The sequence below is a fragment of the uncultured Dysosmobacter sp. genome (assembly GCF_947631635.1).
Lineage (GTDB): Bacteria > Bacillota > Clostridia > Oscillospirales > Oscillospiraceae > Oscillibacter.
This window is the reverse complement of record NZ_CANRMB010000043.1, coordinates 1-26,177: the sequence shown is the minus strand read 5'-3', so window position 1 is coordinate 26,177 and position 26,177 is coordinate 1. Positions and strand designations below refer to the sequence as shown.

Here is a 26,177-nt window from a genome sequence, read left to right as displayed (position 1 = left end):
TGAGCCTTGAGGCTCAGCCAGTAAAAACCCCTTATAGGGGTGGTGCATGCCACCCGTTTTACGGGTGGTCATGACTGTCCGGCGCGCCGGAAGGGCCACCGCCCGATCCGGCAAAAACGATGACTGCTGTACAAATTATATAAGTTAAACCATTTTTTGCACCGGAACACTGATTATTTTGCAAATAGCCCAGAAAAAGTTTTGGTGGTATACTGTGTTAAAGTGATAAAATCCCCGAGAGGGCAAAATCAAGAGGAGTGAGAATATGAGTGGGAAAAAAATGAAGTGGAGCAGATATCTGATCCCCGGCTTTATCTTCCAGTCCGTCATGATCGGCGGCGGCTATGGCACGGGTGCTGAGATTGCCCAGTACTTTGGTACCAGCGGTATGATCGGCGGTCTGCTGGGCATGTTGGTGACCATGCTGGTCTGGTGTCTGCTGTGCGCGGTCACCTTTGAGTTCACCCGCGTTTTCAAGACCTATGACTATGGTTCCATGATGCGCCAGCTGTTGGGAAAAGCCGGCTTCCTGTACGACATCTGCTACTATATCATGATGCTGATCGTTTTGGGCGTCGTTAACGCCACTGCTGGCAGCATGATCAGCAGCCTGACCGGTTTGTCTCCCTGGTTCGGCATCATTGTGCTGTCCATCGGCATCATTCTCCTGGTGCTGAGGGGCACTGAGGCCATTGAGAAGGTTCTGTCCTTCTGGTCCTATGTCCTGTATGCCGTGTACATCCTGTTCCTGATCGTGGTATTCGTCAAGTTCGGCAGCAATATCGGCGCTGAGTTTGCAAAGGGCGAGATCGGCCCCAACTGGCTGAGCAGCGGCCTGCAGTACTCCTTCTATAACCTGGTGGTGGTTCCCCTGGTGCTGTACACCGTTCGGGATGCCAACAGCCGTAAGGAAGCGGTGGGCTGCGGCATCCTCTCCGGCGTGATCGCAATCGTCCCCGGTATTCTGTTGCTGCTGGTCATGGGCTGCAACATGGCGGAGGTTGTTGCCGCCGAGACCCCCGTCACTGTGATCTTCGATATGCTCAATATGAAGTGGCTGTATGTCCTCTTTGAGATCGTGCTGTTCGGCACCCTGATCGAGACCGGTACCGGCTTCATCAAGGCCGTCACGGACCGTATTGAGGTCGCCGTGGGCAGAAGCGGCAAGAGCGCACCGGCATGGATGCATCCTGCCATCACCGTGGGTATGACGGTCATCGGCGTCTGCGTCTCCACCTTCGGCCTGACGAACCTGATCCTCAAAGGTTATGGCACCGCCTGCTATGGCTTCCTGATCCTGTTTGCCATCCCCATGCTGACCATCGGCATCTACAAGATCTCCAAGGCGGGAAAGAAGTAAATTGTTATTGGCAGAAAACCAGGCGTCCCGACCGGGGCGCCTGGTTTTTTTAAGGATCGTTTGTGAAAGCTGGACTGTTGGCATTACAGCGCAGCGGTATCGAACAGCAAAGTGACAGGACCGTCATTGACGGAGACCACCTTCATATCCGCGCCGAATTCCCCGTGCTCCACATGGAAGCCCCGGGCCACGCACTCCGCCATGAACTTCTCATACAGCGGGATGGCGACATCCGGCTTGGCGGCGCCGCTGAAACCGGGACGGCGGCTCTTCAGGTCCGCGAACAGCGTGAACTGGGAGACGATCAGCAATTCGCCGCCGGCGGCCTCCAGATTCAGGTTCATCTTCCCATTTTCATCCTCAAAGACACGGGTGCCGCAGACCTTGTCGGCCAGACGGACCGCCTCGGCCTCCGTATCCTCCGGGCCAACGCCCAGCAGGACCAGAAATCCCTTGCCGATCTGGCCGGTGATCTGGCCGTCGATTTTGACGGAAGCCTCTGAAACACGGGTGACAACTGCTCTCATATTTGTGATCTCCTTATCCTGATATGTTTTGTCAAAAATGGCGGCTTTACTGCGCCTTGCCGCGGCTGGTGATGGCCCACACGTCCACCACATCCTCGCCGTCCACCAGATAGATCTTATCGTGGATGTTCATGGTGGTGCAGCAGTGGCCGGGGATGCAGCGCATGTTGTCTCCCAGCTTCAAAGAGGTGTTCCGGGCCAGCAGCGTGGTGTGCTCTTCGCTGAAGATGATCTCCGCATCCGGCAGGGCGGGAAAGACCGGCACCGCCTGGTCCATGGCCAGGGATTTGACGCCGCCGTCCAGCATCACCCGGTCCTCCTTGACGGAGATCACCGTGGTCAGCAGGAACAGTGCCTGCTGGAACCGCAGGTTCAAGGTCTCATATGTCGCGTCCATAAAGAGATAGCTGCCGGCCTGCAATTGTGTGTAGGCGGTATCCAGCGGCTTATCCGCGGCGGTCCCGGTGCTGCCGCCGCAGACGTTCCGGACAGGCAGGCCATTCTGCTCCACAAAGGCCTTCAGCGCTTTGATACGCGCCTCGATATCCAGCAGCTCCGTTTTCCGGCGGGAGGCGTCGCTCTCGTGGGAGAGGTGGCCCGCATAGGCCTGGATGCCCTCAAAAATCAGATGGGGCTGGGCGTCGATGAGCTGGGCCAGGAATAGAAATTCCTCCGGCGTCTCCACGCCGCAGCGCCGCATCCCGACCTCGTATTCCACCAGAACCCGCAGCTGCCCGGACGCCGCGGCCATGGCCTGTTCCAGGGCCAGGACGTTTTCCGGGTCATCCGCGCAGACCGTCAGGTCGCATCTGCCTGCGAGAGCTGCCAGCCGGGGCAGCTTTTCCGCCTGGACCACCTGATTGGCGATCACGATGGTGGAGATGCCGGCCTCCGCCAGGTCCTCGGCCTCCGACAGCTTGGCGCAGGTGATGCCGCCCGCGCCGTGCTGCATCTGCATCTGGGCGATCCGAGGGCATTTGTTGGATTTGTAGTGGGGATAAAGCGTCATGGGAGAGCCGTCCAGAAGGCGGTCCATCTCCTGAAAATTCTTTTCCAGCGCATGTTTATCCAAAATCAGCGCCGGGGTCTCGATTTCATGTATTTTCATAATGTCCCTCTGTTCATATGAATTAGCGTGGTGTGCAAGTCAATTGTAGCAGGGATATTTTTGAAAAGCAATGCCTATTGTTGAAGCGGCCGGTGACTGGGCAAAACAGCTGTTTTTTCAAGGCTGCTCCGGCGGAAAAGGGAAAATATGCCGTATTCCCGCGGCATGGGGACCCTGCATCGGGGCATGATGGATAAATTTTGAGAAATTATGAATAAATTATTGACGAGTCCCTGCGTATAGCGTATTATTATACAAGTCAGATGTTTAAACAGGCGCGAAATGCACCTGTTCAAGAATATCATACCTGCGTGATGACACCTCCGGCGAAATGATTATGAGATAAAGGAGAAGAGCAGCCATGGCGAGCTTATGGGGCGGCAGATTTGAAAAGGATATGGACGAGCTGGTGAAAAAATACAACGCGTCCATCTTTTTTGACCAGAGAATGTACAACGAGGATATCGACGGCAGCATCGCCCATGTGACGATGCTGGGCAAACAGGGCATTGTCACAGAGGCGGAGCGGGACCAGATCATCGCTGGCCTGGAGGGAATTCGGAAGGATATCAGCGACGGCAGCATCGTCTTTACGGTGGAGGACGAGGACATCCATATGGGGATCGAGAGCCGCTTGATCGCCCGCATCGGCGATGTGGGGAAAAAGCTGCACACCGCCCGCAGCCGCAACGACCAGTGCCAGGTGGATGGCCGCCTGTATTTGAAAAAGGAGATCCGGGAGATCCTGAACAGCCTCTGCTGTCTGGAGAGCGTGATTTTGGAGAAGGCGGAGAAATACGCGGATCAGATCACCGTGGGCTTTACCCACCTGCAGCACGCCCAGCCCATCACCATCGGCTTTGTGTTCATGGCCTATTTCCAGATGTTCAAGCGGGATATCCAGCGCCTGATGGATACCTTGGAGCGAATGGACTGCAATCCCCTGGGCTCCTGTGCCCTGGCGGGAACCACCATGCCTATCGACCGGCACCTGACCAGCCAACTGCTGGGCTTTGCCGCGCCCTGTGAAAACGCCATGGACGGCGTCAGCGACCGGGATTACAGCCTGGAGTTCCTCAGCGACGCCTCCATCTCCATGATGCACCTGTCCCGCTGGGCGGAGGAATTCGCCTGGTGGAACTCCTCGGAATTCTCCTACATCGCCATTGACGACAGCTTCTGCACCGGCAGCAGCATCATGCCCCAGAAGAAGAATCCGGACATGGCGGAGCTGATCCGCGGCAAGGTGGGCCGGGTGTACGGCGACCTGATGCAGCTGCTGACCGTCATGAAGGGGACGCCTCTGGCCTACAACAAGGACTTCCAGGAGGACAAGGAGAGCCTCTTTGACGCCATCGACACCTGGAAGGCCACCATCGATATCTTCGCCAAGATGCTGGACAAGACGGAGTTCCGCATGGACCGGATCGAACAGCAGCTGAGCCGGGGCTTCCTGAACGCCACCGATATTGCCGAGCATTTCGCCAAGCAGGGCATCCCCTTCCGGGAGGCCCACGCCATCGTGGGCCGCATGGTAAAGGCCTGCGAAAACAAGAACTGCGACTTCCGGGACCTGACCGAGGAGGACTTGCAAAGCATCGACAGCCGCGTTACGAAGGAGTCCCTGGGGGATATCAGCATCAAGGCCTGCGTGGATGCTCGGATGTCCTTCGGCGGGACTGCTCCGGCTGAGGTGCGCCGCCAGATCGCCGTGGGCAAGGCCTGGCTGGACAGCCTGGCGTGCCAGTAAACAACAGATGGGAGCGTTTCTGTGCGGATCAAAGTATTGATGACAGATAAGGCCATGGGGCGGGCGGCCATGGACCAGCGGGAGCGGATGCTGTCCGCCGCCGTGTCGCCCGGCGTTGCAATCTCGGTGGACTGCATCAAAAAGGGACCTGACGAGCTGGACTGCCACACGGATGAGGCCTTTGCCGCGCCGGAGCTGGTGAAAATGGCCATCCAGGCGGAAAAGGACGGCTTTGACGCCATTGTGATCTACTGCTTCAGCGATGTGGGCTTGGACGCCTGCCGGGAAAACGTCCGAGTCCCGGTGATCGCGCCGGGGGAGACGGCCCTGGCCGTGGCACAGACCCTGTGCAGCCGCTTTGTGGCAATCACCGGAGCGGGCTGGAATATTCCCCGCACCTACCGCCGCATGATGCGCAGCGCCATTGCCCGGGAAAAGATGGCGGCGGTGCTGGCGCTGGATATCCCGTCGGCGGAGATGCGCGTGGACCCCAACGCCATGCTGAAAGAGTTTTTGCAGGGTGTCCGCGGTCACGAGAGCGTTTGGTTTGCCACCGGCAGTGAGCTGGTGGACTACTGCATGCAGGCCCCGGATGCTTTTGTCAGCCTGCGGGAACAGGCGAAAGCGTCCCTGTAAAGGGATACGTTCCATAAAGCCGTGCCGCCCGGCATCAGTTTTTTCTGATGCCGGGCGGCACTTATGAACCATGTTATAGGCTGTTGACCGCCGCTTCCAACTGACGCAGGGCCTGTTCCAGAACGCTCCGGGGACAGGCGGCGTTGAGCCGCATGTAGCCATTCAGACTCCGGCCGAAGGAACAGCCGTCATTCAGACCCAGTTTGGCCTTTTGGATCATAAAGTCATGGAGCTCCTCGTTGGTCATGCCCAGCTCCCGGCAGTCCAGCCACATGAGATAGGTGGCGTCAGGCGCGTAGGTCTTGATTTTGGGAATGTGTTTTTCGCAGTAATCCACCACAAAATCAAAGTTGCCGGAGAGATAGGGCAGAAGCTGCTCCAGCCACTCCTCGCCGCCGGTAAAGGCGGCCTCCATGGCGGTCAGGGAGAAGGCGTTGTTCCGGTGGATGTCCATATTCATCCAGAAACGGTCAAAGACCTGCTTCATGTGCTGGTTGGGAAATACCACGGTACTGGCCTGAAGGCCCGCCAGGTTGAAGGTCTTGGTGCCGGAGATGCCGGTGATGACGTAGTTGGCGATCTCAGGGGACAGGGACGCGGTGGGGGTGTGCTGTTTGCCGTGGAAGATCAGGTCGGAGTGGATCTCGTCGGAGAACATCACCACATGGTATTTCATACACAACTCCGCCATGCGGCGCAGCTCCTCGGACGTCCAGACGATGCCCAGGGGGTTGTGGGGATTGCACAGCAGGAACAGGTCCGCCTGCTGGAGCTTGGCTTCAAAGTCCGCCCAATCCACGGTCCAATGGCCGTTTTGCTCCACAAACTGATTTTCCAGCACATTCCGACCCCATGCTTCGGTCATATCGTAGAATTCGGAGTAGACGGGAGTCTGGATCAGCACGCTGCCGCCCTCCGGGGTGAACAACTTCACGCAGGCGCTGATGGACTGGACCACGCCCAGGCTGAAACTCATGAGGGACTGGTCGATATCCCAGTTGTTCCGCCGCTTCTGCCAGGCCCGGATGGCCGCGAAATAGCTGTCCGGCCGGGCGGTATAGCCCCAGATGCCCTCCTGGGCCCGCTGGGTCAGAGCGTCAATGATGGGCTGCGCGGTGCGGAAATCCATATCCGCGACCCACAGGGGGATCACGTCATCCGTCCCGAACTTTTTCATTCGCTCGTCGTATTTGGCGGAGTGGTTCCCGGAACGGTCGACAACGGTGTTAAAATCGTACTGCATACTGGCTGCTTCCTTTCTCTGTGCTGCATGCGCAGGGGCGCCAAAGGCCCTGCATCCAATCTGTATTCACCAGTTAACCATGATTTCCGCGTTTTTTCAAGAGACTCTTGGAAAAACGCGGAAAATCTCCTGAACAGGCGGCTTGCTTTCTGATGTGGTTCAGGATACAATGGGAGAGAACAAAACCGACACGCTTTTGAGGGAAGGAGCTTTATCATGATCACAAGAGAAGAACTGCTGACGCTGCTGCGGCAGGAGGTCGTCCCGGCGCTGGGCTGTACGGAGCCGGTGTGCGCGGCTCTGGCTGCCGCCGACGCCTACCATGCCATTGGGGGAGAGATCGTCTCCGTGAAGCTGGAGGTCAATCCCGGCATCTATAAAAACGGCATGAGCGTGGGCATCCCCGGTTTTCCGAGAGTGGGCCTGAAGTATGCCGCCGCTCTGGGCGCCTGCCTGAACAATCCCGAGAAAGGCCTTCAGCTGCTGGAGGACATCGACGAGACCATCACCGCCAAGGCCATCCAGCTGGTGGAGGACCGCCATGTGGTCGTGATGATCAAGCACGATGAGATCCAGCTTTACGCCCGGGCGGAGATCATCACCACCGCCGGCATCGGCATCAGCGAGATCCGGGGCACCCACTCCAACATCGTGTTCACCAAGCGGAATAATGAGGTCCTGGTGGAGAAGAGCTACGCCGCCGGCGGGGAGGATGAGCTCCACGCCCGGCTGAAACCCATGACCGTGGCGGAGATCAGGGCTGTGGTGGAACAGTGCAGCGAGGAAGAACTGGCCTTCATGCTCGACGGCGTGGACATGAATGAAAAGCTGGCAGACTTCGGCCTGGAGCATGCCCCCGGCATCGGCATCGCCGGTGCGCTGCGGGACCAGGTGGAGAGCGGCACCATGGGAGACAACCTGTTCAGCCGCACCATGATGCGGGTGGCCAGCAGCGCCGAGGGCCGCATGAGCGGCTGCCCCTACGCCGTTATGAGCAGCGCCGGCAGCGGCAACCACGGCATCACCGCCATTATTCCTGTGGTGGAGATGGCGCACCATCTGGGGGCCTCCAATGAACGGCTGGAAAAGGCGCTGGCCTTTTCCCACGCGCTGAATGTCTATATCAAGATGTACACCGGCAAGCTGTCCGCCACCTGCGGCTGCGGCGTTTCCGCCGCCACCGCCGCGGCCGCTGCCATGGTGTGGCTGATGGGCGGCACGGACGAGCAGATCGGCAGCGCCATCATCAACATGAGCGGCAACCTCACCGGCATGATCTGCGACGGCGGCAAGATCGGCTGTGCCCTGAAGCTGGCTACCGCCACCAATGCCGCTATGATGTGCGCCTACCTCGCCATGAGCGGTGTGGTATTGCAGGCCACGGACGGCATCTGCGGCGCCACGCCGGAGGCGGCCATCCGCAACATGGGCCGGGTCAGCACGCCGGGCATGCTGGAGACGGACAAAACCATTCTGGATATCATGATGGAAAAGGACCAGGTGGGCTGAGCGTGCAGATGCCGCAGAGGTGGCGAAACGGTCCGGCTTGTGCGGCACTGCGTTCTGCGGTATGATTAACAGGACCCGGCGGAACGGGAACAGAAAGGGAGGCGCGGTAAGATGCTCTACGGAACGACAAAGCACTTGGAGTCCTATCAGGGGATCCATCCCGGCGTGATGAAGGGCCTGGAGATCCTGCGGGACACGGACTTTTCCAAATTGGAGGATGGCCGGTATGAGGTGGACGGCGAGGACCTGTTCTTTTTCATCCAGAGCTATGTGAACAAGCCCACCAACGACACGCCGGAGGCCCACAAAAAATATGTGGATATCCAGTATCTGATCTCCGGCAGGGAGCAGATGGGCGTGGCCCCGCTGGAGGATATGGTGGAGGTCGTGGAGGCACGTCCCGAGGGGGATATCTGGCTCCACCACGGCCCCACGGATAAGATCTTGGTGACGGGAGACCGCTTCGTGGCGTTCTGGCCGGAGGACGCCCATGCCCCGGGGATCGCCGTGGACGATCCGGAACCCTGCCGCAAGTGCGTGGTCAAGGTCCGGGTAAAGTAGAGAAACAAAGAGAAACCGCGGAAAACAGCTGTTTTCCGCGGCTTCTTTTTTTTTCGGATCAGAGACGGATCAGGTTCTCCTCGGATTCCTTGTCGAAGAGATGTACGGAATCGGCACGGAAGGTGAAGCTCACTTCGGCACCGTAGGTGATACCGCCCCGCAGCTCCGCAGGCAAATCCATGGTGGGAACACGGAGGACCACATCCTGGCCGTTGCAGGTCACATGGAGGTGATACTCGCTGCCCATCATCTCGGAGACCTCCACCGTGCCCACCAGGCTGCCGGGGGTCCCGGCGGGGGCAAAGCGGATGTGCTCGGGACGGATGCCCAAAGTCACATCGCGGGTCCCGGTGCCGGCCAGGGCTTTCTGGATATTCTCGGCAAGGGGAATGTCCGTTTCGGCGATCTGGGCGTGATAGGCGCCCTCGCCGTCCTTCACCAGCTTGGCCTGGAAGAAGTTCATCTGCGGCGTGCCGATGAAGCCTGCCACGAAGATGTTGACGGGATGGTCAAAGACCTGCTGGGGCGTGCCGATCTGCTGGATGAAGCCGTCTTTCATGATGACGATGCGGTCAGCCAGGGTCATGGCCTCGGTCTGGTCGTGGGTGACATAGACGAAGGTGGTGTTGATGCGCTGGCGCAGCTTGATGATCTCGGCGCGCATCTCGTTGCGCAGCTTGGCGTCCAGGTTGGACAGGGGTTCGTCCATCAGCAGCACCTTGGGTTCGCGGACGATGGCACGGCCGATGGCCACACGCTGGCGCTGGCCGCCGGACAGGGCCTTGGGTTTCCGGTCCAGATACTGGGTGATGCCCAGGATCTCGGCGGCCTGGTCCACCCGCTGCTTGATCTCGGCTGCGGGGGCCTTTTTCAGCTTCAGGGGGAATTCCATGTTCTCACGGACCGTCATGTGGGGATACAGCGCATAGCTCTGGAACACCATGGCGATATCGCGGTCCTTGGGCTCCACGTCGTTGCACAGCTTGTCGTCGATATACAGCTCGCCCTTGCTGATCTCCTCTAGGCCGGCTACCATGCGCAGGGTGGTGGACTTGCCGCAGCCGGAGGGGCCGACCAGCACGATGAATTCCTTGTCGGCGATCTCGAGATTGAAGTCGGTGACTGCGGTGACGCCGCCGTCGTAAATTTTGTAGATGTTCTTCAGGCTGACAGTTGACATAGTGATAAACCGTGACTCCCGCGCCTCCGCGCCTGGAGCCTCCCCGCCGGGGGAGCGGCCCCCGGGGGATTACGGCAGGTCTCCACACTGCCGCACCGCCGGTCGGCGGATGATATCCTCCTTTTTGATGGCTGACCTGCCGCTATGAAAATGGAGTAGCGGCAGGCGCCTGATTCTAAAATTTGGGGAATCAGCGTTTCACGCTTGTTCCGCGGAACAAAATGGAACGGATGGACAGGTCCTTCTGATCCAGCAGAACCAGACTGGCCTCCTTGCCGGGTTCCAGACTGCCGGCCCGGTCATCGATGCCGATGGCCTGGGCGGGATTGTAAGCGGCGGCCCGCACGGCGTCCGCCAGCGGGATGCCGAAGGACACGGCCTGCCGCAGACAGCCCATCAGGTCCGTCACGGAGCCTGCCAGGGTGTTGGGGTCGTGGGCGAGGGTGGCCCGGTTGCCGTGGACCACGATCTCCTGCCCGCCAAAGGGATACTGGCCGTCGGGCATACCGGTGGCCCGCAGAGAGTCAGAGACCAGGACCACCCGCTCCGCGCCGAACAGGCGAAACACCGCGCGGACCACACTGGGGTGGATGTGGATGCCGTCGCAGATCAGCTCCACCTTCACGGCGGGATGGTCGAATGCCGCGCCGACCACACCGGGGGCCCGGTGGGTGAAGGAGGGCATCGCATTGAAGAGGTGCGTGCAGTGGCTGGCGCCCGCGTCCATGGCGGCGCAGGCGATCTCATAGTCCGCCGTGGTGTGGCCGATGGAGACCGTGATGCCGTCCGCCGCGGCACTGCGGATGAATTCCCCGGCATGGGGCTGCTCCGGCGCCACTGTCACCAGCTTCACAAGGCCGTTTGCGGCCCTCTGAAGGCGGCGCAGCATCTCGATATCCGGGTCGTGGAGGAACGCGCCGTTCTGGGCGCCCTTTTTGGCATCACAGAGGAAGGGACCCTCCAGATGGAGGCCCGCCAGGTCCGCGCCGCCGGAGGACTTGGCTTTGTGGGCCGCGGCATTCTCGCAGATGCGGGTCAGCTGGTCCTCCGGCAGGGTCATTCCCGCGGGGCAGATATAGGTGATGCCCCGGGACAGCTCATAGTCCGCTATTTTTTGCAGGCCGTCAGACGTGGCATCGCTGAAATCCTCGCCCACGCAGCCGTGAAAATGCACATCGATCAGGCCGGGGATGACGTAGCAGCCGGAGGCATCCAGGACCTGGCTGTCCCCGCTGGCGGAGGAGAGGAACGTACCGTCGGTACAGACCTCCCGCGCAATAAAACCCTCTTTCAGGTCAAAGACCTGTCCGCCGGTTATTCGCATACGGGCACCCCCGCAGCTGCCAGCCTGCTCAGCGCGGCCTTATCGCCTACCAGGACCACGTCGTTGTGGAGCTGGAGGATGGAGGCGGGACAGCCCGGCGTGATGGGACCGCAGAACGCGTTATACACGGCGTCGGCCTTGTCCGCGCCGCTGGCGATCAGCAGCACCCGGCGGGCGGCCATGATGCAGCCGATGCCCATGGTCAGGGCCTGGCGGGGCACATCGTCAGCGCTGGCAAAGAAGCGGGCGTTGGCGTCGATGGTGCTCTGGGTCAGGTCCACCACGTGGGTCTCCTTCACATAGCAGTCACAGGGCTCGTTGAAGCCGATGTGGCCGTTGCGGCCCAGACCCAGCAGCTGCAGGTCGGCATAGCCCAGGGAACGGACCAGCTCGTCGTACCGGGCACACTCGGCGTCGGGATCAGCGGCAAGGCCGTCAGGCACGTGGGTGTTGGCGATGTCGATGTCAATGTGGTCAAAAAAGTTGGTCTGCATGAAATAGCGGTAGCTCTGGTCATGCGTGGGGGCCAGGCCCTTGTACTCGTCCAGATTGACGGTGCGGACCTCCTTGAAGCTGAAATCGCCCCGCTGGTTCCAGACAGCCAGCTGCTTGTAGGTCCCCACGGGAGTGGAGCCGGTGGCCAGGCCCAGCACGCAGTCCGGGCGGCGGATGACCTCGGCGGAGATGAGGTTGGCGGCCCGGCGGCTCATGGCCTCGTAATCCGCCTCTTGATAGATCCTCATAATGCTTGTTCTCCTTTGCTGTGCGATGATTTTCAGCAGTATTTGGCGATGGCGGCGCTGATCATGGCGGCGGCTTCATCCACTACAGCTTCATCAGCGGCGGTCAGGGGAGCCAGGGGCAGGCGGACGCTGCCGCAGTCCGGGCCGCCCTGCCTGCGGATGATGGCCTTGATAACGGCGTACATGTTGCCGTGGGCAGAGCACATTTTATAGATGATGCGGCAGGCCTCGTTTTGGATCTCACGGGCCTCTTCCATCTTGCCGGCCAGGAACAGCTCCCGGATCTTCAGGTACAGTTCCGGCATCGCGCCGTAGGTGCCGCCGATGCCGCCGACAGCGCCCATGGACAGGCCGCCCAGCAGCTGTTCGTCGGGACCGTTAAAGACAATAATGCCCTCGTCCTTCCACATCTGGATATCCTGGATAGGCATGGAGGAGTTCTTTACGCCGATGACCCGGGGATTCTTGATCATCTCCCGGATCAGGGGGATGGACAGGGCCACGCCTGCCAGCTGGGGGATGTTGTAGATGATGAAGTCCGTGTTGGGGGCCGCGGCGGAGATGTCGTTCCAATACTTGGCGATGGCATGCTCCGGCAGGTGGAAGTAGATGGGAGGGATGGAGGCAATGGCGTCCACGCCCAGGGACTCGGCGTGACGCGCCAGCTCCTGGGAGTCGGCGGTGTTGTTGCAGGCGACATGGGCGATGATGGTCAGCTTGCCGCCCACCTCCGCCATGACGTTCTCCAGGATGGTCTTGCGCTCGGCAACGCTCTGGTAGATGCACTCACCGGAGGAGCCGCCCACATACAGGCCCTTGACGCCCTTGTCCAGCAGGTATTTTGCCAGGGCACGGGTGCGGGCGGGACTGACGGAGCCGTCGTCCTCATAGCATGCGTAAAACGCGGGAAAAATCCCCTGGTACTTTTTGATATCAAACATGATAAACAGATCCTTTCCGATGCCCCTTTGCAGGAGCAGAGAATATCGCCCATTCACTTGAAAGATCGCACGGGATTTTTCAAGCGGGCGATGCCCGCTGTGCGGAAAGCGCACAGTGATTGACTATGAAATTCCAATCAAGGCCGCGATCCGCGGCCTGTCACAGCGCATATGCGCTGTGACACTTGAAAGGTGAATTGATCACGTTTCAAGTGATTTGACGATAACAGTGGTATCAGCCCTTCACAGCGCCCATGGTGATGCCTTGGGTGAAGTACTTCTGGAAGATCAGGAACACGATGATGATGGGGACGGCGGCCAGGGCGGCGCCGGACATCAGCAGGCCCAGGTCCACAGAGGTCTCCGCCTGCATAGTGGCGATGCCCAGGGAGATGGTGTAGTTGGCGTTGCTGGCCAGCATGACCAACTGCATGAAGTAGTCGTTCCAGGAGTTGATGAAGGTGAAGATGGCCAGCGCGCCTACGCCCGGCTTGACCATGGGCAGGACGATGGTGGCAAAGGTGCGGATCTCACCGGCACCGTCCACACGGGCGGCCTCCAGGATCTCACCTGGGATACCCTCGGCAAACTGTTTCATCAAAAACACGCCGAAGGGCCAGCCGACAGTGGGGAAGATGACGGCCCACAGACTGTCCCACAAATGCAGGGCGGACATCTCACGCAGCAGGGGGATCAAAATGACCTGCTTGGGCAGGGCCATGGCGCACACGATCAGGGAGAACAGCAGCGTGCGGCCAATAAAGCGCTTCTTGGCCAGGGCATAACCCGCCATGGCGGCGGTGAGGCAGGTGAGGATCATAGCCATAACGGACATGAACACCGTGTTCACCAGCCAGCGGATCACGCCGGGAACGGTGGGACCCACCAGGGTACCGATCTCAAACAGCGGAGCGGAACGGCGGGAGAACAGCTTGTCGAAGTTGGACATGGTCCACTCGGTGGGCCACAGGTGCGGGGTGGTGGCATAGATGTCCTGTCCGGTTTTGAAAGCGCCGGTGACGATCCAATACAGTGGGAAGGTGAAGGCGACAGCCAGCAGGATCAGCACGATCAGGCTGAGGATCCGGTAGGCCTTGGTGCGGTTCGATGTGATCTTCATAATTTCCTTCCCTCCTTACTTTTCTTTTGCCAGCCGGAACTGCAGCGCGGACAGCAGTCCAATGAAGATGGCAAGGATGACGCCCATGGCGTTGGCATAGCCGAAGTGACCGGCCTTTTCCGTCAGCTTGAAGGCGGTGTAGTAAATATAATACATCACCGTGTTGGTGCCGGAACCGCCCTGGGTCAGCAGCTGGATCAGCGCAAAGCACTGGAAGGAGTTGATGGTGGTAATGACCAGGATATACAGGGTGGTGGGCATCATCTGGGGCCACTTGATATTCCAGAACACCTGCATATTGGTGGCGCCGTCCACCTGGGCGGCCTCCACCAGGGACTGGTCCACATTGCCCAGCGCGGAGACATACAGCACAATGGGTTGTCCCACAGAGGTGGTGAACAGGATCAGGATGATGCAGCCCAAGGCGTATTTGGGATCGCCCAGCCAGTTGATGTTCTTGTCAATGACGCCGAGGCCTTTCAGGGCGTAGTTGAAAATGCCGGTGTAGTTGTCATACATCCACTTCCACACCACGGTGACGGCCACAGAGCCGGTGACCACGGGCAGATAGAAAATGCAGCGGAAAGCGGACAGCAGCTTGCCGTTCAGTTTATAAATGGCGGAGGACACCCACAGAGAGAAGGCGCAGACCGTGGGGACACTGACGATCACGATGACAAAGGTGTTCCACAGGGCTTCCTTAAAGGTGTCGTCCGCCCAGAGGCTGGTAAAGTTTTTCAGGCCGATGAAGTTTCCCATGCCCTGGGTGTTCATGTTGACATCGGTCAAGCTGTAAAAGATGCAGGTGAACATGGGGATGATGACAAAGCCGACGAAGAAGATCAGGCTGGGCAGCAGAAACAGATAACCGGAGATCGTCTCACGCCGCACCAGCGCCCGGCTCATGGTTGATTTAGGCTGTTTTGCCAAAACAATCTCTCCTCTCTCGGAAACTTGGTGAAGGGTGGAGATACGCATCACAGGCCGGATTTCCCAGCCTGTCATGCGTATCCCCATCCTGAAAAGGGCGACGCCCCTTCCCCGCGCCTTGCGGGGAAGGGGCGCGCTACCCTTCTATGTGTTAGATGGTCTCTCTGTGTTTCAATCAGCCGTTGATAGCGGCATTTGCCTCAGCCATGAAGGTTTCGACCGTGGAGGCAATATCAGCGCCCTCACCGATATCCTGCAGCATATTCCACCAGGAGGTACGGGCCTGTGCCCAGCCACCGGTGACCTGATAGTAGTCACCCAGGTAAGGCATCAGCTTGTTGTACTCGGCCATGATGGCATTATCAGCCCAGATGCCGGACAGATCGGTGCCCTCGGCGGTGTCGCGGACGGCGAAGTAGTTGGCGGCCTTAACGGCATCAGCGGTGTGCTCGGAGTCGGCAAAGTACTTGATGAAGGTCTTGGCGGCCTCGACCTTGGCGGCGTCGCCGTTGTCGAAGATACCGAAGCCCCAGATGCCGCCCTGCAGATTGGACTCGCCGGTCTCAGAGGGGAAGCTCATGAACACGATGTCGTCACCGGTGATGGTCTTTTCAGCGCCGGTGTCAGCCTGGTTGGGGTTGAGCTGCTGGGCGATGTTCCAGCAGAAGGCCATCTTCAGGATGCCCTGATAGAACTTGACGATCTCGTCGCCGCCCTGCAGAGAGGCGTCGAAGTCGATGCCGTCCATGCCTTTCAGCAGTTCAGAGCCTTAATGTTGGCCTCATCGTTCCAGGTGTAGGCGGAGTGGTCGGCAGCAGTAAAGGTGCCGCCATACAGGTTGTTGATCAGAGCACGGGTGCCCTGGTCGCCGCCCTGGCCGGCGCAGTACACAGCGCCGACAGTCTCGCCATAGTGGGCATACAGGGCCTCAACGGCCTTGATGAAGTTCTCGGTGGTCCAGGTGTGGCTGTCCAGATCCGCATACTGCAGGGCACCGGCCTCCTCAAAGGCGTTCTTGTTGATGGCCATGCAGTGCGCAGTCATGACAACGGGATACTCATAGACCTTGCCGTCGGCAGTGGTGCAGGCAGTCAGAGCAGCGGCGTTGATCTCAGTCTTGTCGGTGTCGTCCAGCATATCGGCCAGATCGACCATGTAACCCTTGACACCCCAGTTGGCCACCAAACGCTCAGGACCTTCCATGATCAGATCGGGGGCGCCCTTAGCGGCGATAGCGGAGTTGACCTTGTCGTCGCCGTCGGCATAGGCCAGATATTCCACGTTGACCTTGATGCCAGTGTCGGCCTCGAACTGAGCCATCAGCTCGTTGACCACGTCTTCCTTGCCCCAGTTGCCGATGGGATAGGTCCACAGCGTGATCTCCTGGGTAGCGGCAGCGTCGGGCTGATCGTCGGGAGTGGTGGTGTCGGGGGCGGGCTCATCCTTGCCGCCGCAGGCGGCCAGAGCCATGACCATGACCAGAGCCATGGTCAGTGCAAGAATTCTTTTCATCTTCTTCATATTGTACCTCCTGAAAAATTTGATGAAAAATGCGATTTAAGCCTTTTCCGGCTATGTGCAAATTGTACAATTATACGGAGAACTTGTCAAGCTATTCCCAAAAAAATTTCCAAAACCGTCATTATATGAAAAAATTTTGAAGATAATTGTAGAATCTTCCCCGATTTTGGAAGCCATCAAACATGCTTCTCCGACAAAGCGTCGGCCACCCGTTCCCGCTGATGCTTGCAGTGCTCCAGGTCGCGGCGGCACATTTCAGAGAACAGCACGTCGACCAGATACAGCTGCGCGATGCGGGCCGCCACAGACCCCAGCTGCAGGGGCCCCTCGGTGGAGCCGCACTGGAGAACACAGTCCGCCAGCTCCGCGCCGGGGGAGCCGGGGTAGCGGGTGACCAGAACGATCCTACTCCGCCGCTGCTTGGCAATCCGCAGCACATCCATCAGGTCCTTGGTGGCGCCGGAGTAGGAGAAGAACAGGATCGCGTCCCGCTCCGTCAGATTGGACGTGACAATGACCTGCATGTGGGAATCCGACACCGGGAAAAAGCCGGAGAACACCGTGGTGAACAGGTGGGCGGCCTCATCTGCCAGCAGCATGGAGCCGCCCTGGCCCATGCACAGGACCTTTTCCGCCGCCAGCAGGATGGTGGCGGCGTCCCGGATGCTCTCCGGACGGATCAGCGACTGCGTTTCCCGGATGGCATCGATCTCCGTGCAGGCGAGCTTGCTGCACAGGGTCGGCACGCTGTCGCCCGGCTGGACCTCGCCCATCAGCGGATCGGAAATCATGCGGGGCGCTGTGGAAGCGGCGATGGCCAGCCGGAAGGCGCTGTACCCCCGGTATCCCATTCTGCGGCAGAAGCGGGAGATGGTGGCCTCAGCCACACCGCAGGCCGCCGCCAGCTCGGAGATGGACATGCTCTGAGAGCGCTGCGCGTTTGCCACCACGAAACTTGCCAGCTTTTTTTCAGAGGCAGTCAGCTGGTAGTATTCCCGGGTGATCCGATTAAAAACATTTTCTTCAGGCATCAGCCTCCTCCTCTCATTCGTTTTTTTGATAATTCAGGCCTTTAGCAGCTGGCCCAGCATGGTGTCACACAGAATGAGGGCGCGGGGCAGATGGAAGGGGCCTTTGAAGGTGGAGCCCTTGGTGCTGGGCTGCGTGGGCAGGCCGTCCCGGCGGAGGTAGCCGTACCACTCGCCGTATTCAGGATCGGAGAAATGTTCCTTGACGTAGGCCACCACCTTTTCAAACCAGGCGAAATACTTCTCGTCCCTGGTGTCGCGGTACAGCATCAGGGAGGCGATCATGATCTCGTTGTGGGGCCACCACAGCTTCATGTCGTGCTCGTAGGCCTCGGGGGGCTTTTTCAGGCAGTCGGTGAAATACAGCAGTCCGCCGTACTCGTTGTCCCAGCCCGCCTCAATGGCCCAGTCGAAGATCTGGGCGGCCTTTTGGACCAGCTCCTGGTCGCCGGTGCGCTTGGCATGCTCCAGCAGGAACCAGACGCCCTCAATGTCGTGGCCGGGGTTGACGGTGCGGCCCTCGGTGTAGTACAGCCGGGGGGTGCCGTCCACATCCACGTTCTCCAGCACGCACTTCAGCTCGGGCTTGACATGATATTTGAAGATCTCATCCACGCACTGGGCGGCGCGGTCTTCATACAGCGCCTTCCGCTCGGGGTCCGTCCGCAGCAGCACGCTGGTGACATTGAGGATGATCATGGGCGTGCCGAAGGCGCGGCCGGAGCGGGTCTCCGCGATGGTCTTGGGCCCCATGCCCACGGGGTCGGCCATGCCGTGGGCCAGATCCCAGTACAGGTCGTAGGCCCGGCGGGCGCGCTCCAGATTCTCCCGCTCTCCGGTGACGCCGTAGTATTCGGCGTTGGCCAGGGCGTAGAACGCCTCGGAGAAATAGTAGCGGCGCTGGCGGAGGGGCCTGCCGTCCTCGGTGACGGTGAAGTACATCCGCCCGCCGGCGGCATGGTTGATGCAGTGGGCCTCCAGAAAGTCCAGGCAGCTCTTGCTGGCCGCCAGCCATTCCTCCCTCACGCCATAGGTATGGCAGAGGAACGCAAAGATCCAGCCGCAGCGGCCCTGCATCCATACGCTCTTGTCGGTGGAGTAGATCTCGCCCTTCCGGTCCAGGCAGGTGTACACGCCGCCGTGTTCCCGGTCAATGCCGTTTTTCAGCCAGAAATCCGCGCAGGTCTGCAATTCACTCTGGACCCAATCCCGGTATGATTGTAAGGTTGCTTTGTCCATTTTTTAGGCACCTTCCTTTCTTATGATAGCTCCATCATATTTCCTTTTGTGCAACTCGTCAAGAAATTTTAGAAAAATTTTTTCAAACTCTTGACAAAATGAAAAAAACTGCTAGCCTAAAGGTAAAATCAGATAGTGTGGACCTTTTTCACCTGAGACTATTTTTTAAGGAGGATTCTTGTCATGAAGCATCTCGGCATCGACGTAAACGTCAAGCATCTCCCTCCCCTGGACCCCGCGTTTATTCCCCTGGGCCGCTTCTATGAGGAGTTCTTGAAGAACGCCAAGGAACCCTTTGACGTGGCCGTGGAGCGCTCCAACGGCCAGATGGCTGTCTACCGCACCCGTGTCCATGGCACGGAGGAGCTGCGGGAGGCGGACATCTACTATATTGACCGCATCATCAAGACGCTGCTGTGGATGAAGGGCGGCTTCCGGGTGTACCTGGCCGGCAATGAGGCCGTCTGCGACGCCATGAAGGCCCACTATTCCGCCGGCGGCTCCCGGGACTTCGACTTTGACTATATGGGCAACGTGTTCGAGCATCCCTTTGAGGTGGTGCGGGTGGACGCCGTGCCCGAGGAGAAGAGCTTCTCCAAGGCCATCGGCCGCCATCTGGACGGCTGCCGCATCGGCTTCGATGCCGGCGGCAGCGACCGCAAGGTCTCCGCCGTCATCGACGGTGAGAGCGTGTACAGCGAGGAGGTCGTGTGGTTCCCCAAGATCAACTCCGACCCCGATTACCACTATGACGGCATCGTCTCCGCCCTGAAGTCCGCCGCTGAGCACCTGCCCCGGGTGGACGCCGTGGGCGTCAGCTCCGCGGGCGTGTATATCGACAACCGGACCATGAACGCCTCCCTGTTCCTGAAGGTCCCCAAGGACCAGTTCGACGCCAAGGTGAAGGACATCTATATCCGCGCCATCACCGACACCTTCGGCGACGTGCCCTACGCCGTGGTCAACGACGGCGACGTGTCCGCCCTGGCGGGCGCCATGAGCCTGGAGGACAACAACGTGCTGGGCATCGCCATGGGCACCAGCGAGGCCGTGGGCTATGTGGACGAGGAGGGCAACATCACCGGCTGGCTGAATGAGCTGGCCTTTGTTCCCGTGGACGCCGCCCCCACCGCCATGGAGGACGAGTGGAGCGGCGACATCGGCTGCGGCGTCAAGTATTTCTCCCAGGATTCCGTCATCAAGCTGGCGCCTGCCGCCGGCATCGAGCTGGACGAGAGCCTGTCTCCCGCCGAGAAGCTGAAGGTCGTCCAGGGCCTGATGGAGCAGGACGATCCCCGGGCCGCCAAGATCTACGAGAGCATCGGCGTGTACCTGGCCCACTCCCTGGTGCTGTATCACCACCTGTACGGCTACCGCCATGTGCTGCTGCTGGGCCGCGTCATGAGCGGCAAGGGCGGAGACCTGCTGCTGGAGACCTGCAAGAAGGTCCTGGCCGACGAGTACGCCGAGGTCAACGGAAAGATCCACCTGGCCCTGCCGGACGAGAAGTTCCGCCGGGTGGGCCAGTCCGCCGCCGCTGCCAGCCTGCCGGAGATCGTAAAGTGAGGGGGATTCTATGAAAAAGCATATCATCTGCCTGGGCGATTCCAACACCCACGGCTACTGCGCCGACCCCAGCGACTGCGCCGACCCCGCCCTGGCCCGGTTCAACGAGGATGAGCGCTGGACCTGCCTGCTGCAAAAGCGCCTGGGCGGCGAGTACCTGGTGGTGGAAGAGGGCCTCTCTGGCCGCACCACGGTCTTTGAGGACCCCCTGCATGAGGCCATGTCCGCCCTGCCCTATGTGTATCCCTGCCTGAAGAGCCATGAGCCGGTGAGCCTGCTGATCATCATGCTGGGCACCAATGACACCAAGGAGCGGCTGGGCGCCAACGCCGCCTGCATCGGCCTCGGCATGGAGCGGCTGGTCCGCAAGGCCATGACCGTGGACTGCTGGGGCCCCAACGGCAAGCCCAACATTCTGATCATGGCGCCGCCTGCCATTCTGCCGGGCCTGGACACCGTGCCCTGCGGCGTGCCCATGGGCAAGGGCTGCGTGGAGAAATCCCGGGAGGTGGCCCGCTACCTCAAGCAGACTGCCGACCTGCTGGGCGTCCACTTCCTGGATACCGCCGGGGTGGGCTGTGAGTTCAACCAAGTGGACTATATGCATCTGACCCGGGCCAGTCACGCCCGCCTGGCGGAAGCGCTGGCGGAGCTGGTGCCCGAACTGGTATAACCGTGTTTGCTTCCATTTTTGATCCGGAGGCCCCCTTTTGGCGGCTGATGTCCAAGCTGGTGGATGTGCTGGCGCTGAGTCTGCTGTGGCTGTTCTGCTCCCTCCCCCTGTTTACGCTGGGAGCGGCCACCACCGCACTGTATGATTCTGTGGTCAAGTGCGTCCGCGGCGGGGCGAACGGTCCCTTTACCCGGTATTTCCGCACCTTCCGCAGGGAATTTGCCGTTTCCGCGGTGGTCACGGTGGTGTGGGGGGCGTTGCTGACGATCCTGGGCCTGCTGCTCCGGCTGCTGTGGCGCGCCGCACTGGCGGGGACGGTCAGCGTGGTGCTTCCGGTGGCGGGCAGCCTGCTGTTTCTGCTGGTCCCGGCGGGGGCGGCGTGCTGGATGTTTCCGCTGCTGTCCCGGTTCACGTTCCGCCCCATGGAGCTGATGCTGGCGGGGCTACGGTTTGCCCTGGGATACCTGCCCTATACGGCGGTCATCACAGCGGCCGCAGTCGCGGCGGTGCTGGCCAGTGGATTCCTGTGGTTCCCCGCGCTGGTGCTGCCATGCCTGACAGCGCTGCTCTGGTCGCTGCTGATGGAGCGTAAGTTCCGGAAATACATGGGCGGCGAAGAGACGGCGTCCCCAGACCAGGAGGCTCCGTAGAGAGGAGCAGCGGTGGATCGCTTGGACTGCCGCTGGGCAGAGCCGCAAATGCGGAAAGGAAAAAATAATTGAATAAATGACGCGGAGGCGGCCTTTTGGCCGCCTCCGCGTCATTTATTCTGGTTTATGCATACCCAACGCTGATATCCATGATACCGGTCACACATATGACATGGATGCTATTCAGGGCAGTTCGCCGACAGCGACTCCCATTTTGTCCTCATAATACTTTACCATAGCGATTTGATCCTCATTGATATGCCCGTTATCCAGCATCCAATCCATGATATGAAGCACAACATCGGTCATCGGAAGATCAATGCCCAGTTTATGCGCATAATGCTTTGCGTTGAGGATATCTTTACGGTGGACAGCCACACGTGCTCCTGGCTCATAGTCCCGGGCGATGAGCTTAGGGACTTTGTTGTCGTACAGGGGACCGCCTGCAAAGCCGCTGCGGGTTGCGGAAAATGTGGTTTGGAGGTCGATACCGGCCTTAGCGGCAAATGCGTACCCCTCGGCGATCGATGTGAGAATGGCGCCGGCAATCATATTATTGACCAGTTTGGTGATACTGCCGCTGGCACAGCCACCGGTATATACAGGATTCCCCATGCAGGATAAGATCGGTTTCACCGCCTCGAAAGCCCCATAGTCGCCGCCGGTCATGATGGCCAGAGTTCCGGCGATTGCCATGGGATTGCCTCCGCTGACAGGAGAGTCTAAGAAAAACATACCCGCATTCTTTGCTTTTTGGTATAAGGCCTGAATAATATCCGGCGCAGTAGAACTCAGATCGACAATAATATTGCAGGGCTTACCATGTTGGATCGCCTGCTCCACTGAATGGCAGATGATCGGATGGGTAGGCAAAATCTGCAGGATCACATCACATTCGCTGTAAATTTCTGTTGGGTCGCAGACCGGGATGCCGCCAACCTCCTGCAAAGCTGTCATCTGTGCTGAGACGACATCGTAGCATAGGACCGGCAAACCACATTTGCGGACCACGTTTTTTGCCATGGGAAGTCCCATGACGCCTAACCCCAAAAATCCTATCTTTTTCATGATATCCTCCATTCTAATAAAATAGGTGCGAAAAACGGCTCATTGATGGTGCTTATAGTAGTCGAGGAGCAGCTGCAATATATAGCGGTCGTTGTCATATTTGATCGGGTCCATATCCAATTTGGCTCGGATCTGCTTCAGACGCAATACCATGGTATTTCGATGAATATACAGGTGTGCAGCGGCCTCCGTCATGTTCATGTTGCAATTCACAAGAGCTTCCACTGTTTGCAGAAGTGTGGGATTTTCCGAAATGAGTTGAGCATCTTCCCCCAAAAAGTGCTTTAGAATATCCGGAGGGCTGTTGTCGAGGATTAGCTCTATAATATGATCCATCGCAAAGGAGATATTTGAGGGGGAATCGGCGCTGTATTGCAGAACTTGGCGTGCTGCTGTATATCCGTGGGCGTATTCGTACTGGCTGGAGACAACAAAGCCGACTCCGATTTGAGGGCGCCTGCCAAAACGGGCGGCTAATTGCTCCTGGATCTGCGAAAAATAGCTGCTGCATTGCGACTTGACTGAGGCGGTACTCTGCATGATTTCCCGGCAAAGCAGAATATGAAAATCCTCATCCTCTCCAATCAGATCATGGGGGCCGGCAGAACGAAGAGAGTGGATCAGATCAAGCGCACTTGAGATCAGCTCCTGCTTTTTTCGAGGCTCGCCCGGCAGCGCAGGAAAACGCAATACACTGATAACACGGGGGATAGACAGGTCGACCTCCAGTTCATTAGCCAAGACCGCGACCAAAGACTGTTCATCATGCACGGCACCCATTAGAAGCTGCCTGATAAATAGGGAGAACTTGTCCGCCTTATGGACGGGAAAAGGGCGTGCGTTTCCACAAAAAATAGCCTGTTCCAGAGAAAGGACCATAGAGAGGGCGGTGGAAGGGGACTTATAATCACCGGCTTGTAGACACATCAGAAGTCTGGACCCATCTGGCAGAAACAGAGAGATCAAGTAATATACACTGCCAGATGCCGTGATTGCGGAGATGGACTCAGTCACGTTATAGTATTTGGCTTGCAGGATATACAGCCGCCGGCGGGAAAACATAATGATCCCCGACGCAGAAAACATCATGATATCCGCTTGCGGAAAAGCAGAAGTGAGGGCATGGAATAATCGCTCCAGTTCTTTACTGGGCATGATAGACCTCCTTTTCATGAAGCAAATTTTTCAAAAAAACATGACTTTGGAAAGAGGCGTACACACTGGATGCGGAATTTTTCCATAGGGCAATTTCTTCAGCAGAGGGCTTTATGATCTGCATCCCCTTTTGCAGAAGGAGGCTGCGGGCCTCCATATTGACACGGTCTGCCTCAGCGGACAGCCACTTGGCGGCTTCCTCCAGCGCTGAGCGGGCGATGTTTTGCAATTCCGGAGAGAGCTGTTCCCAGGCGGATTTTGAAATTAAAACGGCGTTGACGTCATAGAAAGCGTTCATTTCTGTGATATAAGCTTGGCTCCTGTAAAACTCCATGCCCAGAATATTAGAATATGGGTTTTCCTGACAGTTGATAACGCCCGCTGCCATGGCCTCTGGAATATCACTGTAATGTGCCTTGATGACAGATGCTCCCATCGATTGGAAGTAATCACTCATGATATTTGCTAGATATAGGGTCCGCATACGCTTTCCGCGCATATCTGCGGGGACACGGATGGGATCATTTGAAGTGATATAGCGCCAACCCATGCTCCAAAAGTCCATCAGAACAGCCCCCATCGCATAGAGGGAGGGGCGGAGCTCCTCCTTGACAAAGTGATTCAATAGATAGTCCGCCTCCTCCTGTGAGTCAAAAAGGAAGGGAAGCTCCAGGATATGAGGCCAATTTTGAAGCACGCTGAAGAGAGCGCCGGTATTCACAGAAACGCAGTCGATCTGCCCGTTGGATACAGACTCTACTAACTGCCGATAGTCACCGGCCATAGAGATGAGTTCGATGTCCATCCGCATGGTCCCGCCGCTTTTTTGGAATAGGATTTCGGCAAATTTCTGCAGGCCCAGATGCTGAATGTTCCAGGGCTGGATGTTAATACAGGCGTGCCAGGTAATCGTTTGGTGCTTGTGGAATGCATAGCAGTGCAGGGCGAGACGGTCACGGTCATTATGCAGCGGATCGACCGCTAAAGTGTTTTGCAGCTTGATAAATCGCTGATGGAGTGTATTCCGGTGGATGCCAAGAGATTTTCCGGCACGGGTGAGATTGTTATTGCTGCCCGCAATTGCAGTGAGTGTCCGGCACATGCTTTCGGATGCCCCAAGGGTCAAATCGTAGTCCTGGAACATAAGATCTCGATACGACTTGGGCAGGTGAGTCAGCAGATAGGGGAGCAGATACTTATCAATCGTGAAACAGACTGCATCACGATCCCGCAAAAAGGAAGCGTTGTTTAAAAGAAATTTTGCTTCGCGAAAGCTGTGTTTTAGCTCCGCTAACTGAACATAAGGACTGCCGATATAAGCGGAGGATTTTACACCATAAGTGGATTCCAGCAGATGCATTGCCTTTTCCGCGTACTTTCGGGTCTGCATGATCTGTTCGCGCTGTGAGGCACCTGACACACTCTTAAAAATCAGAAAACTATTCTGCCCCACAGGGCCAAAGATATCTTCGCAGGAAAAAGCAGAAGAGGTCGACAACAGCAGGGAAAAAGCAGTTTGCATATCGAGAGATTTTTCCGCCAGAGGGGAGATCTGAAGGAGGAAAAGGACTGCGCAGCGGGGAACATCGAAGGAATAGCGCAATTGCTTCATAAAAGAGAGAATTTCCCAGTTCACTTTGCCGTAAAATGCCAGTTGGTTCGTCAGCTGTGTTCGGATATCCAGCGCCCAGCTTGCCTGTGAAGATTCAGGACTTGTTCGCAGAAGGTCGATGAGCGTAAAAATATAGGAGACAGGAAGATCCGGAGCCGCCGGGACCGCCAAGAGAAAAGCCAGGACTTCATTTTGCTGGTAATAGGAAAAAATGCTCACAGAATATGCTTGTTCAATATCCCAGAGATTTTGACCACTTTTGCAGGATGTCAGAACGTGTTCGACCTCGCTGCTGACAGGTGCTGTTTCGCCGATGACTTGCCATGCAGAAGTACAGAGATAGACGGAGACCGGGGTGATGTTCTTTATGTTTTCCAGGAGAAAATGCATTTGATCTGCTGACAAATTCACAGATATCCTCCTATCCTACGGCCATGTAACAGTAGAGACGCAGTCTTCTTCTAAGCGGAAAAATCCTATTTATCATTATACACAGATGAAATTCTGATAAAAACGTGCAGGGAGCACATAACTTCCGCCTGATTATTAGTGGTTCAGCAAGTTCGAGGGCCATAATTGCCCACATAGATTTCCCCAAATTGCACTGCACAGCAAAATATTTGCTATGTTTTGAAGGGAATTTGCCTTTACCCTTGTGCATTGTTAGAGTCGGGAGAAATTAGCCATTTTCTGCCGGGAGAAAACAGCCAATTTCGGCCGGACGAAAATCGCC

The 26,177-nt window shown here is 58.1% G+C and carries 24 protein-coding genes; 8 read left to right on the top strand and 16 right to left on the bottom strand.

All coding sequences use genetic code 11. The features are described from left to right. The first annotated feature begins 265 nt into the window (after positions 1–265). On the top strand, positions 266–1,360 hold the full coding sequence (locus Q0Z71_RS16215; protein WP_298024994.1) for a hypothetical protein: 1,095 nt from the start codon (positions 266–268) through the stop codon (positions 1,358–1,360). Positions 1,361–1,443: 83 nt separating this feature from the next. Here the strand turns inward: Q0Z71_RS16215 and dtd are convergent, their stop codons facing one another. Beyond that, entirely contained in the window at positions 1,444–1,887 is a 444-nt protein-coding gene (dtd, locus tag Q0Z71_RS16210) for a D-aminoacyl-tRNA deacylase (protein WP_298024992.1), read from the bottom strand. Positions 1,888–1,933: 46 nt separating this feature from the next. After that, positions 1,934–2,995 (bottom strand): alanine racemase, encoded by a 1,062-nt coding sequence (locus tag Q0Z71_RS16205; protein ID WP_298024990.1) that lies wholly within the window; start codon positions 2,993–2,995, stop codon positions 1,934–1,936. Between the two features lie 361 nt (positions 2,996–3,356). Here Q0Z71_RS16205 and argH point away from each other — a divergent pair, with 361 nt between their 5' ends. Together argH and Q0Z71_RS16195 are read left to right on the top strand one after the other, a co-directional pair. After that, positions 3,357–4,745: an argininosuccinate lyase gene (argH, locus tag Q0Z71_RS16200; protein WP_298024988.1), complete on the top strand. Its 1,389-nt coding sequence runs from the start codon at positions 3,357–3,359 to the stop codon at positions 4,743–4,745. Between the two features lie 21 nt (positions 4,746–4,766). After that, positions 4,767–5,381, top strand: a complete 615-nt coding sequence (locus tag Q0Z71_RS16195; RefSeq protein WP_298024986.1) for an aspartate/glutamate racemase family protein — start codon at positions 4,767–4,769, stop codon at positions 5,379–5,381. 73 nt (positions 5,382–5,454) lie between these two features. On the opposite strand, the gene Q0Z71_RS16190 is transcribed toward Q0Z71_RS16195, so the two are convergent. Continuing rightward, positions 5,455–6,624, bottom strand: a complete 1,170-nt coding sequence (locus tag Q0Z71_RS16190; RefSeq protein WP_298024984.1) for a MalY/PatB family protein — start codon at positions 6,622–6,624, stop codon at positions 5,455–5,457. Positions 6,625–6,840: 216 nt separating this feature from the next. Between Q0Z71_RS16190 and Q0Z71_RS16185 the strand changes: the two genes are divergently transcribed. Together Q0Z71_RS16185 and Q0Z71_RS16180 are read left to right on the top strand one after the other, a co-directional pair. Next, complete coding sequence (locus Q0Z71_RS16185) at positions 6,841–8,133, top strand: serine dehydratase subunit alpha family protein (RefSeq protein ID WP_298024982.1); 1,293 nt, start codon at positions 6,841–6,843, stop codon at positions 8,131–8,133. 111 nt (positions 8,134–8,244) lie between these two features. Next, on the top strand, positions 8,245–8,694 hold the full coding sequence (locus Q0Z71_RS16180) for a YhcH/YjgK/YiaL family protein (protein WP_298024980.1): 450 nt from the start codon (positions 8,245–8,247) through the stop codon (positions 8,692–8,694). A 58-nt stretch (positions 8,695–8,752) separates the two neighbouring features. Here Q0Z71_RS16180 and ugpC read toward each other — a convergent pair whose 3' ends face one another. The 10 genes from ugpC to Q0Z71_RS16135 form a co-directional block, all read right to left on the bottom strand. Continuing rightward, entirely contained in the window at positions 8,753–9,874 is a 1,122-nt protein-coding gene (gene ugpC / locus Q0Z71_RS16175) for an ABC transporter ATP-binding protein (RefSeq protein WP_298024978.1), read from the bottom strand. Positions 9,875–10,064: 190 nt separating this feature from the next. Then, positions 10,065–11,198 carry an N-acetylglucosamine-6-phosphate deacetylase gene (gene nagA / locus Q0Z71_RS16170; protein WP_298024976.1) on the bottom strand — a complete coding sequence of 378 codons (1,134 nt, stop codon included), beginning with the start codon at positions 11,196–11,198 and terminating at the stop codon, positions 10,065–10,067. After that, positions 11,189–11,941, bottom strand: a complete 753-nt coding sequence (nagB, locus tag Q0Z71_RS16165; RefSeq protein WP_298024974.1) for a glucosamine-6-phosphate deaminase — start codon at positions 11,939–11,941, stop codon at positions 11,189–11,191. The genes nagA and nagB overlap by 10 nt, the downstream gene beginning before the upstream one ends. A 32-nt stretch (positions 11,942–11,973) precedes the next feature. After that, entirely contained in the window at positions 11,974–12,882 is a 909-nt protein-coding gene (locus Q0Z71_RS16160) for a dihydrodipicolinate synthase family protein (protein WP_298024972.1), read from the bottom strand. A gap of 235 nt (positions 12,883–13,117) precedes the next feature. Continuing rightward, on the bottom strand, positions 13,118–14,002 hold the full coding sequence (locus tag Q0Z71_RS16155) for a carbohydrate ABC transporter permease (protein ID WP_298024970.1): 885 nt from the start codon (positions 14,000–14,002) through the stop codon (positions 13,118–13,120). A gap of 15 nt (positions 14,003–14,017) precedes the next feature. Further along, entirely contained in the window at positions 14,018–14,908 is an 891-nt protein-coding gene (locus tag Q0Z71_RS16150) for a carbohydrate ABC transporter permease (RefSeq protein WP_298024996.1), read from the bottom strand. A 199-nt stretch (positions 14,909–15,107) separates the two neighbouring features. Continuing rightward, positions 15,108–15,680, bottom strand: a complete 573-nt coding sequence (locus tag Q0Z71_RS17185) for an extracellular solute-binding protein (protein WP_363316738.1) — start codon at positions 15,678–15,680, stop codon at positions 15,108–15,110. A 5-nt stretch (positions 15,681–15,685) separates the two neighbouring features. Beyond that, positions 15,686–16,453, bottom strand: a complete 768-nt coding sequence (locus Q0Z71_RS17180; RefSeq protein WP_363316737.1) for an ABC transporter substrate-binding protein — start codon at positions 16,451–16,453, stop codon at positions 15,686–15,688. 176 nt (positions 16,454–16,629) lie between these two features. Beyond that, positions 16,630–17,484 (bottom strand): MurR/RpiR family transcriptional regulator, encoded by an 855-nt coding sequence (locus Q0Z71_RS16140; RefSeq protein WP_298024968.1) that lies wholly within the window; start codon positions 17,482–17,484, stop codon positions 16,630–16,632. Between the two features lie 33 nt (positions 17,485–17,517). Beyond that, positions 17,518–18,720: an AGE family epimerase/isomerase gene (locus Q0Z71_RS16135; protein ID WP_298024966.1), complete on the bottom strand. Its 1,203-nt coding sequence runs from the start codon at positions 18,718–18,720 to the stop codon at positions 17,518–17,520. Between the two features lie 183 nt (positions 18,721–18,903). On the opposite strand from Q0Z71_RS16135, the gene Q0Z71_RS16130 reads away from it, so the two are divergent. The 3 genes from Q0Z71_RS16130 to Q0Z71_RS16120 are packed head-to-tail and all read left to right on the top strand — an operon-like array spanning position 18,904 to position 21,609. Then, on the top strand, positions 18,904–20,286 hold the full coding sequence (locus tag Q0Z71_RS16130) for an ROK family protein (RefSeq protein WP_298024964.1): 1,383 nt from the start codon (positions 18,904–18,906) through the stop codon (positions 20,284–20,286). Between the two features lie 10 nt (positions 20,287–20,296). Next, entirely contained in the window at positions 20,297–20,959 is a 663-nt protein-coding gene (locus Q0Z71_RS16125; protein WP_298024962.1) for a GDSL-type esterase/lipase family protein, read from the top strand. Positions 20,960–20,961: 2 nt separating this feature from the next. Beyond that, positions 20,962–21,609, top strand: a complete 648-nt coding sequence (locus Q0Z71_RS16120) for a YesL family protein (protein ID WP_298024960.1) — start codon at positions 20,962–20,964, stop codon at positions 21,607–21,609. A gap of 183 nt (positions 21,610–21,792) precedes the next feature. On the opposite strand, the gene Q0Z71_RS16115 is transcribed toward Q0Z71_RS16120, so the two are convergent. From Q0Z71_RS16115 to dctP, 3 genes are read right to left on the bottom strand one after another with little or no spacing between them, the layout of a single operon-like run. Beyond that, positions 21,793–22,677 carry an NAD(P)-dependent oxidoreductase gene (locus Q0Z71_RS16115; protein ID WP_298024958.1) on the bottom strand — a complete coding sequence of 295 codons (885 nt, stop codon included), beginning with the start codon at positions 22,675–22,677 and terminating at the stop codon, positions 21,793–21,795. A gap of 39 nt (positions 22,678–22,716) precedes the next feature. After that, positions 22,717–23,832 carry a CdaR family transcriptional regulator gene (locus tag Q0Z71_RS16110; protein ID WP_298024956.1) on the bottom strand — a complete coding sequence of 372 codons (1,116 nt, stop codon included), beginning with the start codon at positions 23,830–23,832 and terminating at the stop codon, positions 22,717–22,719. Beyond that, entirely contained in the window at positions 23,822–25,855 is a 2,034-nt protein-coding gene (dctP, locus tag Q0Z71_RS16105) for a TRAP transporter substrate-binding protein DctP (protein WP_298024954.1), read from the bottom strand. Before dctP ends, Q0Z71_RS16110 begins: the two co-directional genes overlap by 11 nt. Positions 25,856–26,177: the final 322 nt, after the last annotated feature.

Bases quoted from the DNA above. Each gene is read 5' to 3' on its own strand.
- Q0Z71_RS16215 (WP_298024994.1), top strand. From the start codon at position 266: ATGAGTGGGAAAAAAATGAAGTGGAGCAGATATCTGATCCCCGGCTTT.
- dtd (WP_298024992.1), bottom strand. From the start codon at position 1,887: ATGAGAGCAGTTGTCACCCGTGTTTCAGAGGCTTCCGTCAAAATCGAC.
- Q0Z71_RS16205 (WP_298024990.1), bottom strand. From the start codon at position 2,995: ATGAAAATACATGAAATCGAGACCCCGGCGCTGATTTTGGATAAACAT.
- argH (WP_298024988.1), top strand. From the start codon at position 3,357: ATGGCGAGCTTATGGGGCGGCAGATTTGAAAAGGATATGGACGAGCTG.
- Q0Z71_RS16190 (WP_298024984.1), bottom strand. From the start codon at position 6,624: ATGCAGTACGATTTTAACACCGTTGTCGACCGTTCCGGGAACCACTCC.
- Q0Z71_RS16185 (WP_298024982.1), top strand. From the start codon at position 6,841: ATGATCACAAGAGAAGAACTGCTGACGCTGCTGCGGCAGGAGGTCGTC.
- Q0Z71_RS16180 (WP_298024980.1), top strand. From the start codon at position 8,245: ATGCTCTACGGAACGACAAAGCACTTGGAGTCCTATCAGGGGATCCAT.
- ugpC (WP_298024978.1), bottom strand. From the start codon at position 9,874: ATGTCAACTGTCAGCCTGAAGAACATCTACAAAATTTACGACGGCGGC.
- nagA (WP_298024976.1), bottom strand. From the start codon at position 11,198: ATGCGAATAACCGGCGGACAGGTCTTTGACCTGAAAGAGGGTTTTATT.
- nagB (WP_298024974.1), bottom strand. From the start codon at position 11,941: ATGAGGATCTATCAAGAGGCGGATTACGAGGCCATGAGCCGCCGGGCC.
- Q0Z71_RS16160 (WP_298024972.1), bottom strand. From the start codon at position 12,882: ATGTTTGATATCAAAAAGTACCAGGGGATTTTTCCCGCGTTTTACGCA.
- Q0Z71_RS16155 (WP_298024970.1), bottom strand. From the start codon at position 14,002: ATGAAGATCACATCGAACCGCACCAAGGCCTACCGGATCCTCAGCCTG.
- Q0Z71_RS16150 (WP_298024996.1), bottom strand. From the start codon at position 14,908: ATGAGCCGGGCGCTGGTGCGGCGTGAGACGATCTCCGGTTATCTGTTT.
- Q0Z71_RS17185 (WP_363316738.1), bottom strand. From the start codon at position 15,680: ATGGACGGCATCGACTTCGACGCCTCTCTGCAGGGCGGCGACGAGATC.
- Q0Z71_RS17180 (WP_363316737.1), bottom strand. From the start codon at position 16,453: ATGAAGAAGATGAAAAGAATTCTTGCACTGACCATGGCTCTGGTCATG.
- Q0Z71_RS16140 (WP_298024968.1), bottom strand. From the start codon at position 17,484: ATGCCTGAAGAAAATGTTTTTAATCGGATCACCCGGGAATACTACCAG.
- Q0Z71_RS16135 (WP_298024966.1), bottom strand. From the start codon at position 18,720: ATGGACAAAGCAACCTTACAATCATACCGGGATTGGGTCCAGAGTGAA.
- Q0Z71_RS16130 (WP_298024964.1), top strand. From the start codon at position 18,904: ATGAAGCATCTCGGCATCGACGTAAACGTCAAGCATCTCCCTCCCCTG.
- Q0Z71_RS16125 (WP_298024962.1), top strand. From the start codon at position 20,297: ATGAAAAAGCATATCATCTGCCTGGGCGATTCCAACACCCACGGCTAC.
- Q0Z71_RS16115 (WP_298024958.1), bottom strand. From the start codon at position 22,677: ATGAAAAAGATAGGATTTTTGGGGTTAGGCGTCATGGGACTTCCCATG.
- Q0Z71_RS16110 (WP_298024956.1), bottom strand. From the start codon at position 23,832: ATGCCCAGTAAAGAACTGGAGCGATTATTCCATGCCCTCACTTCTGCT.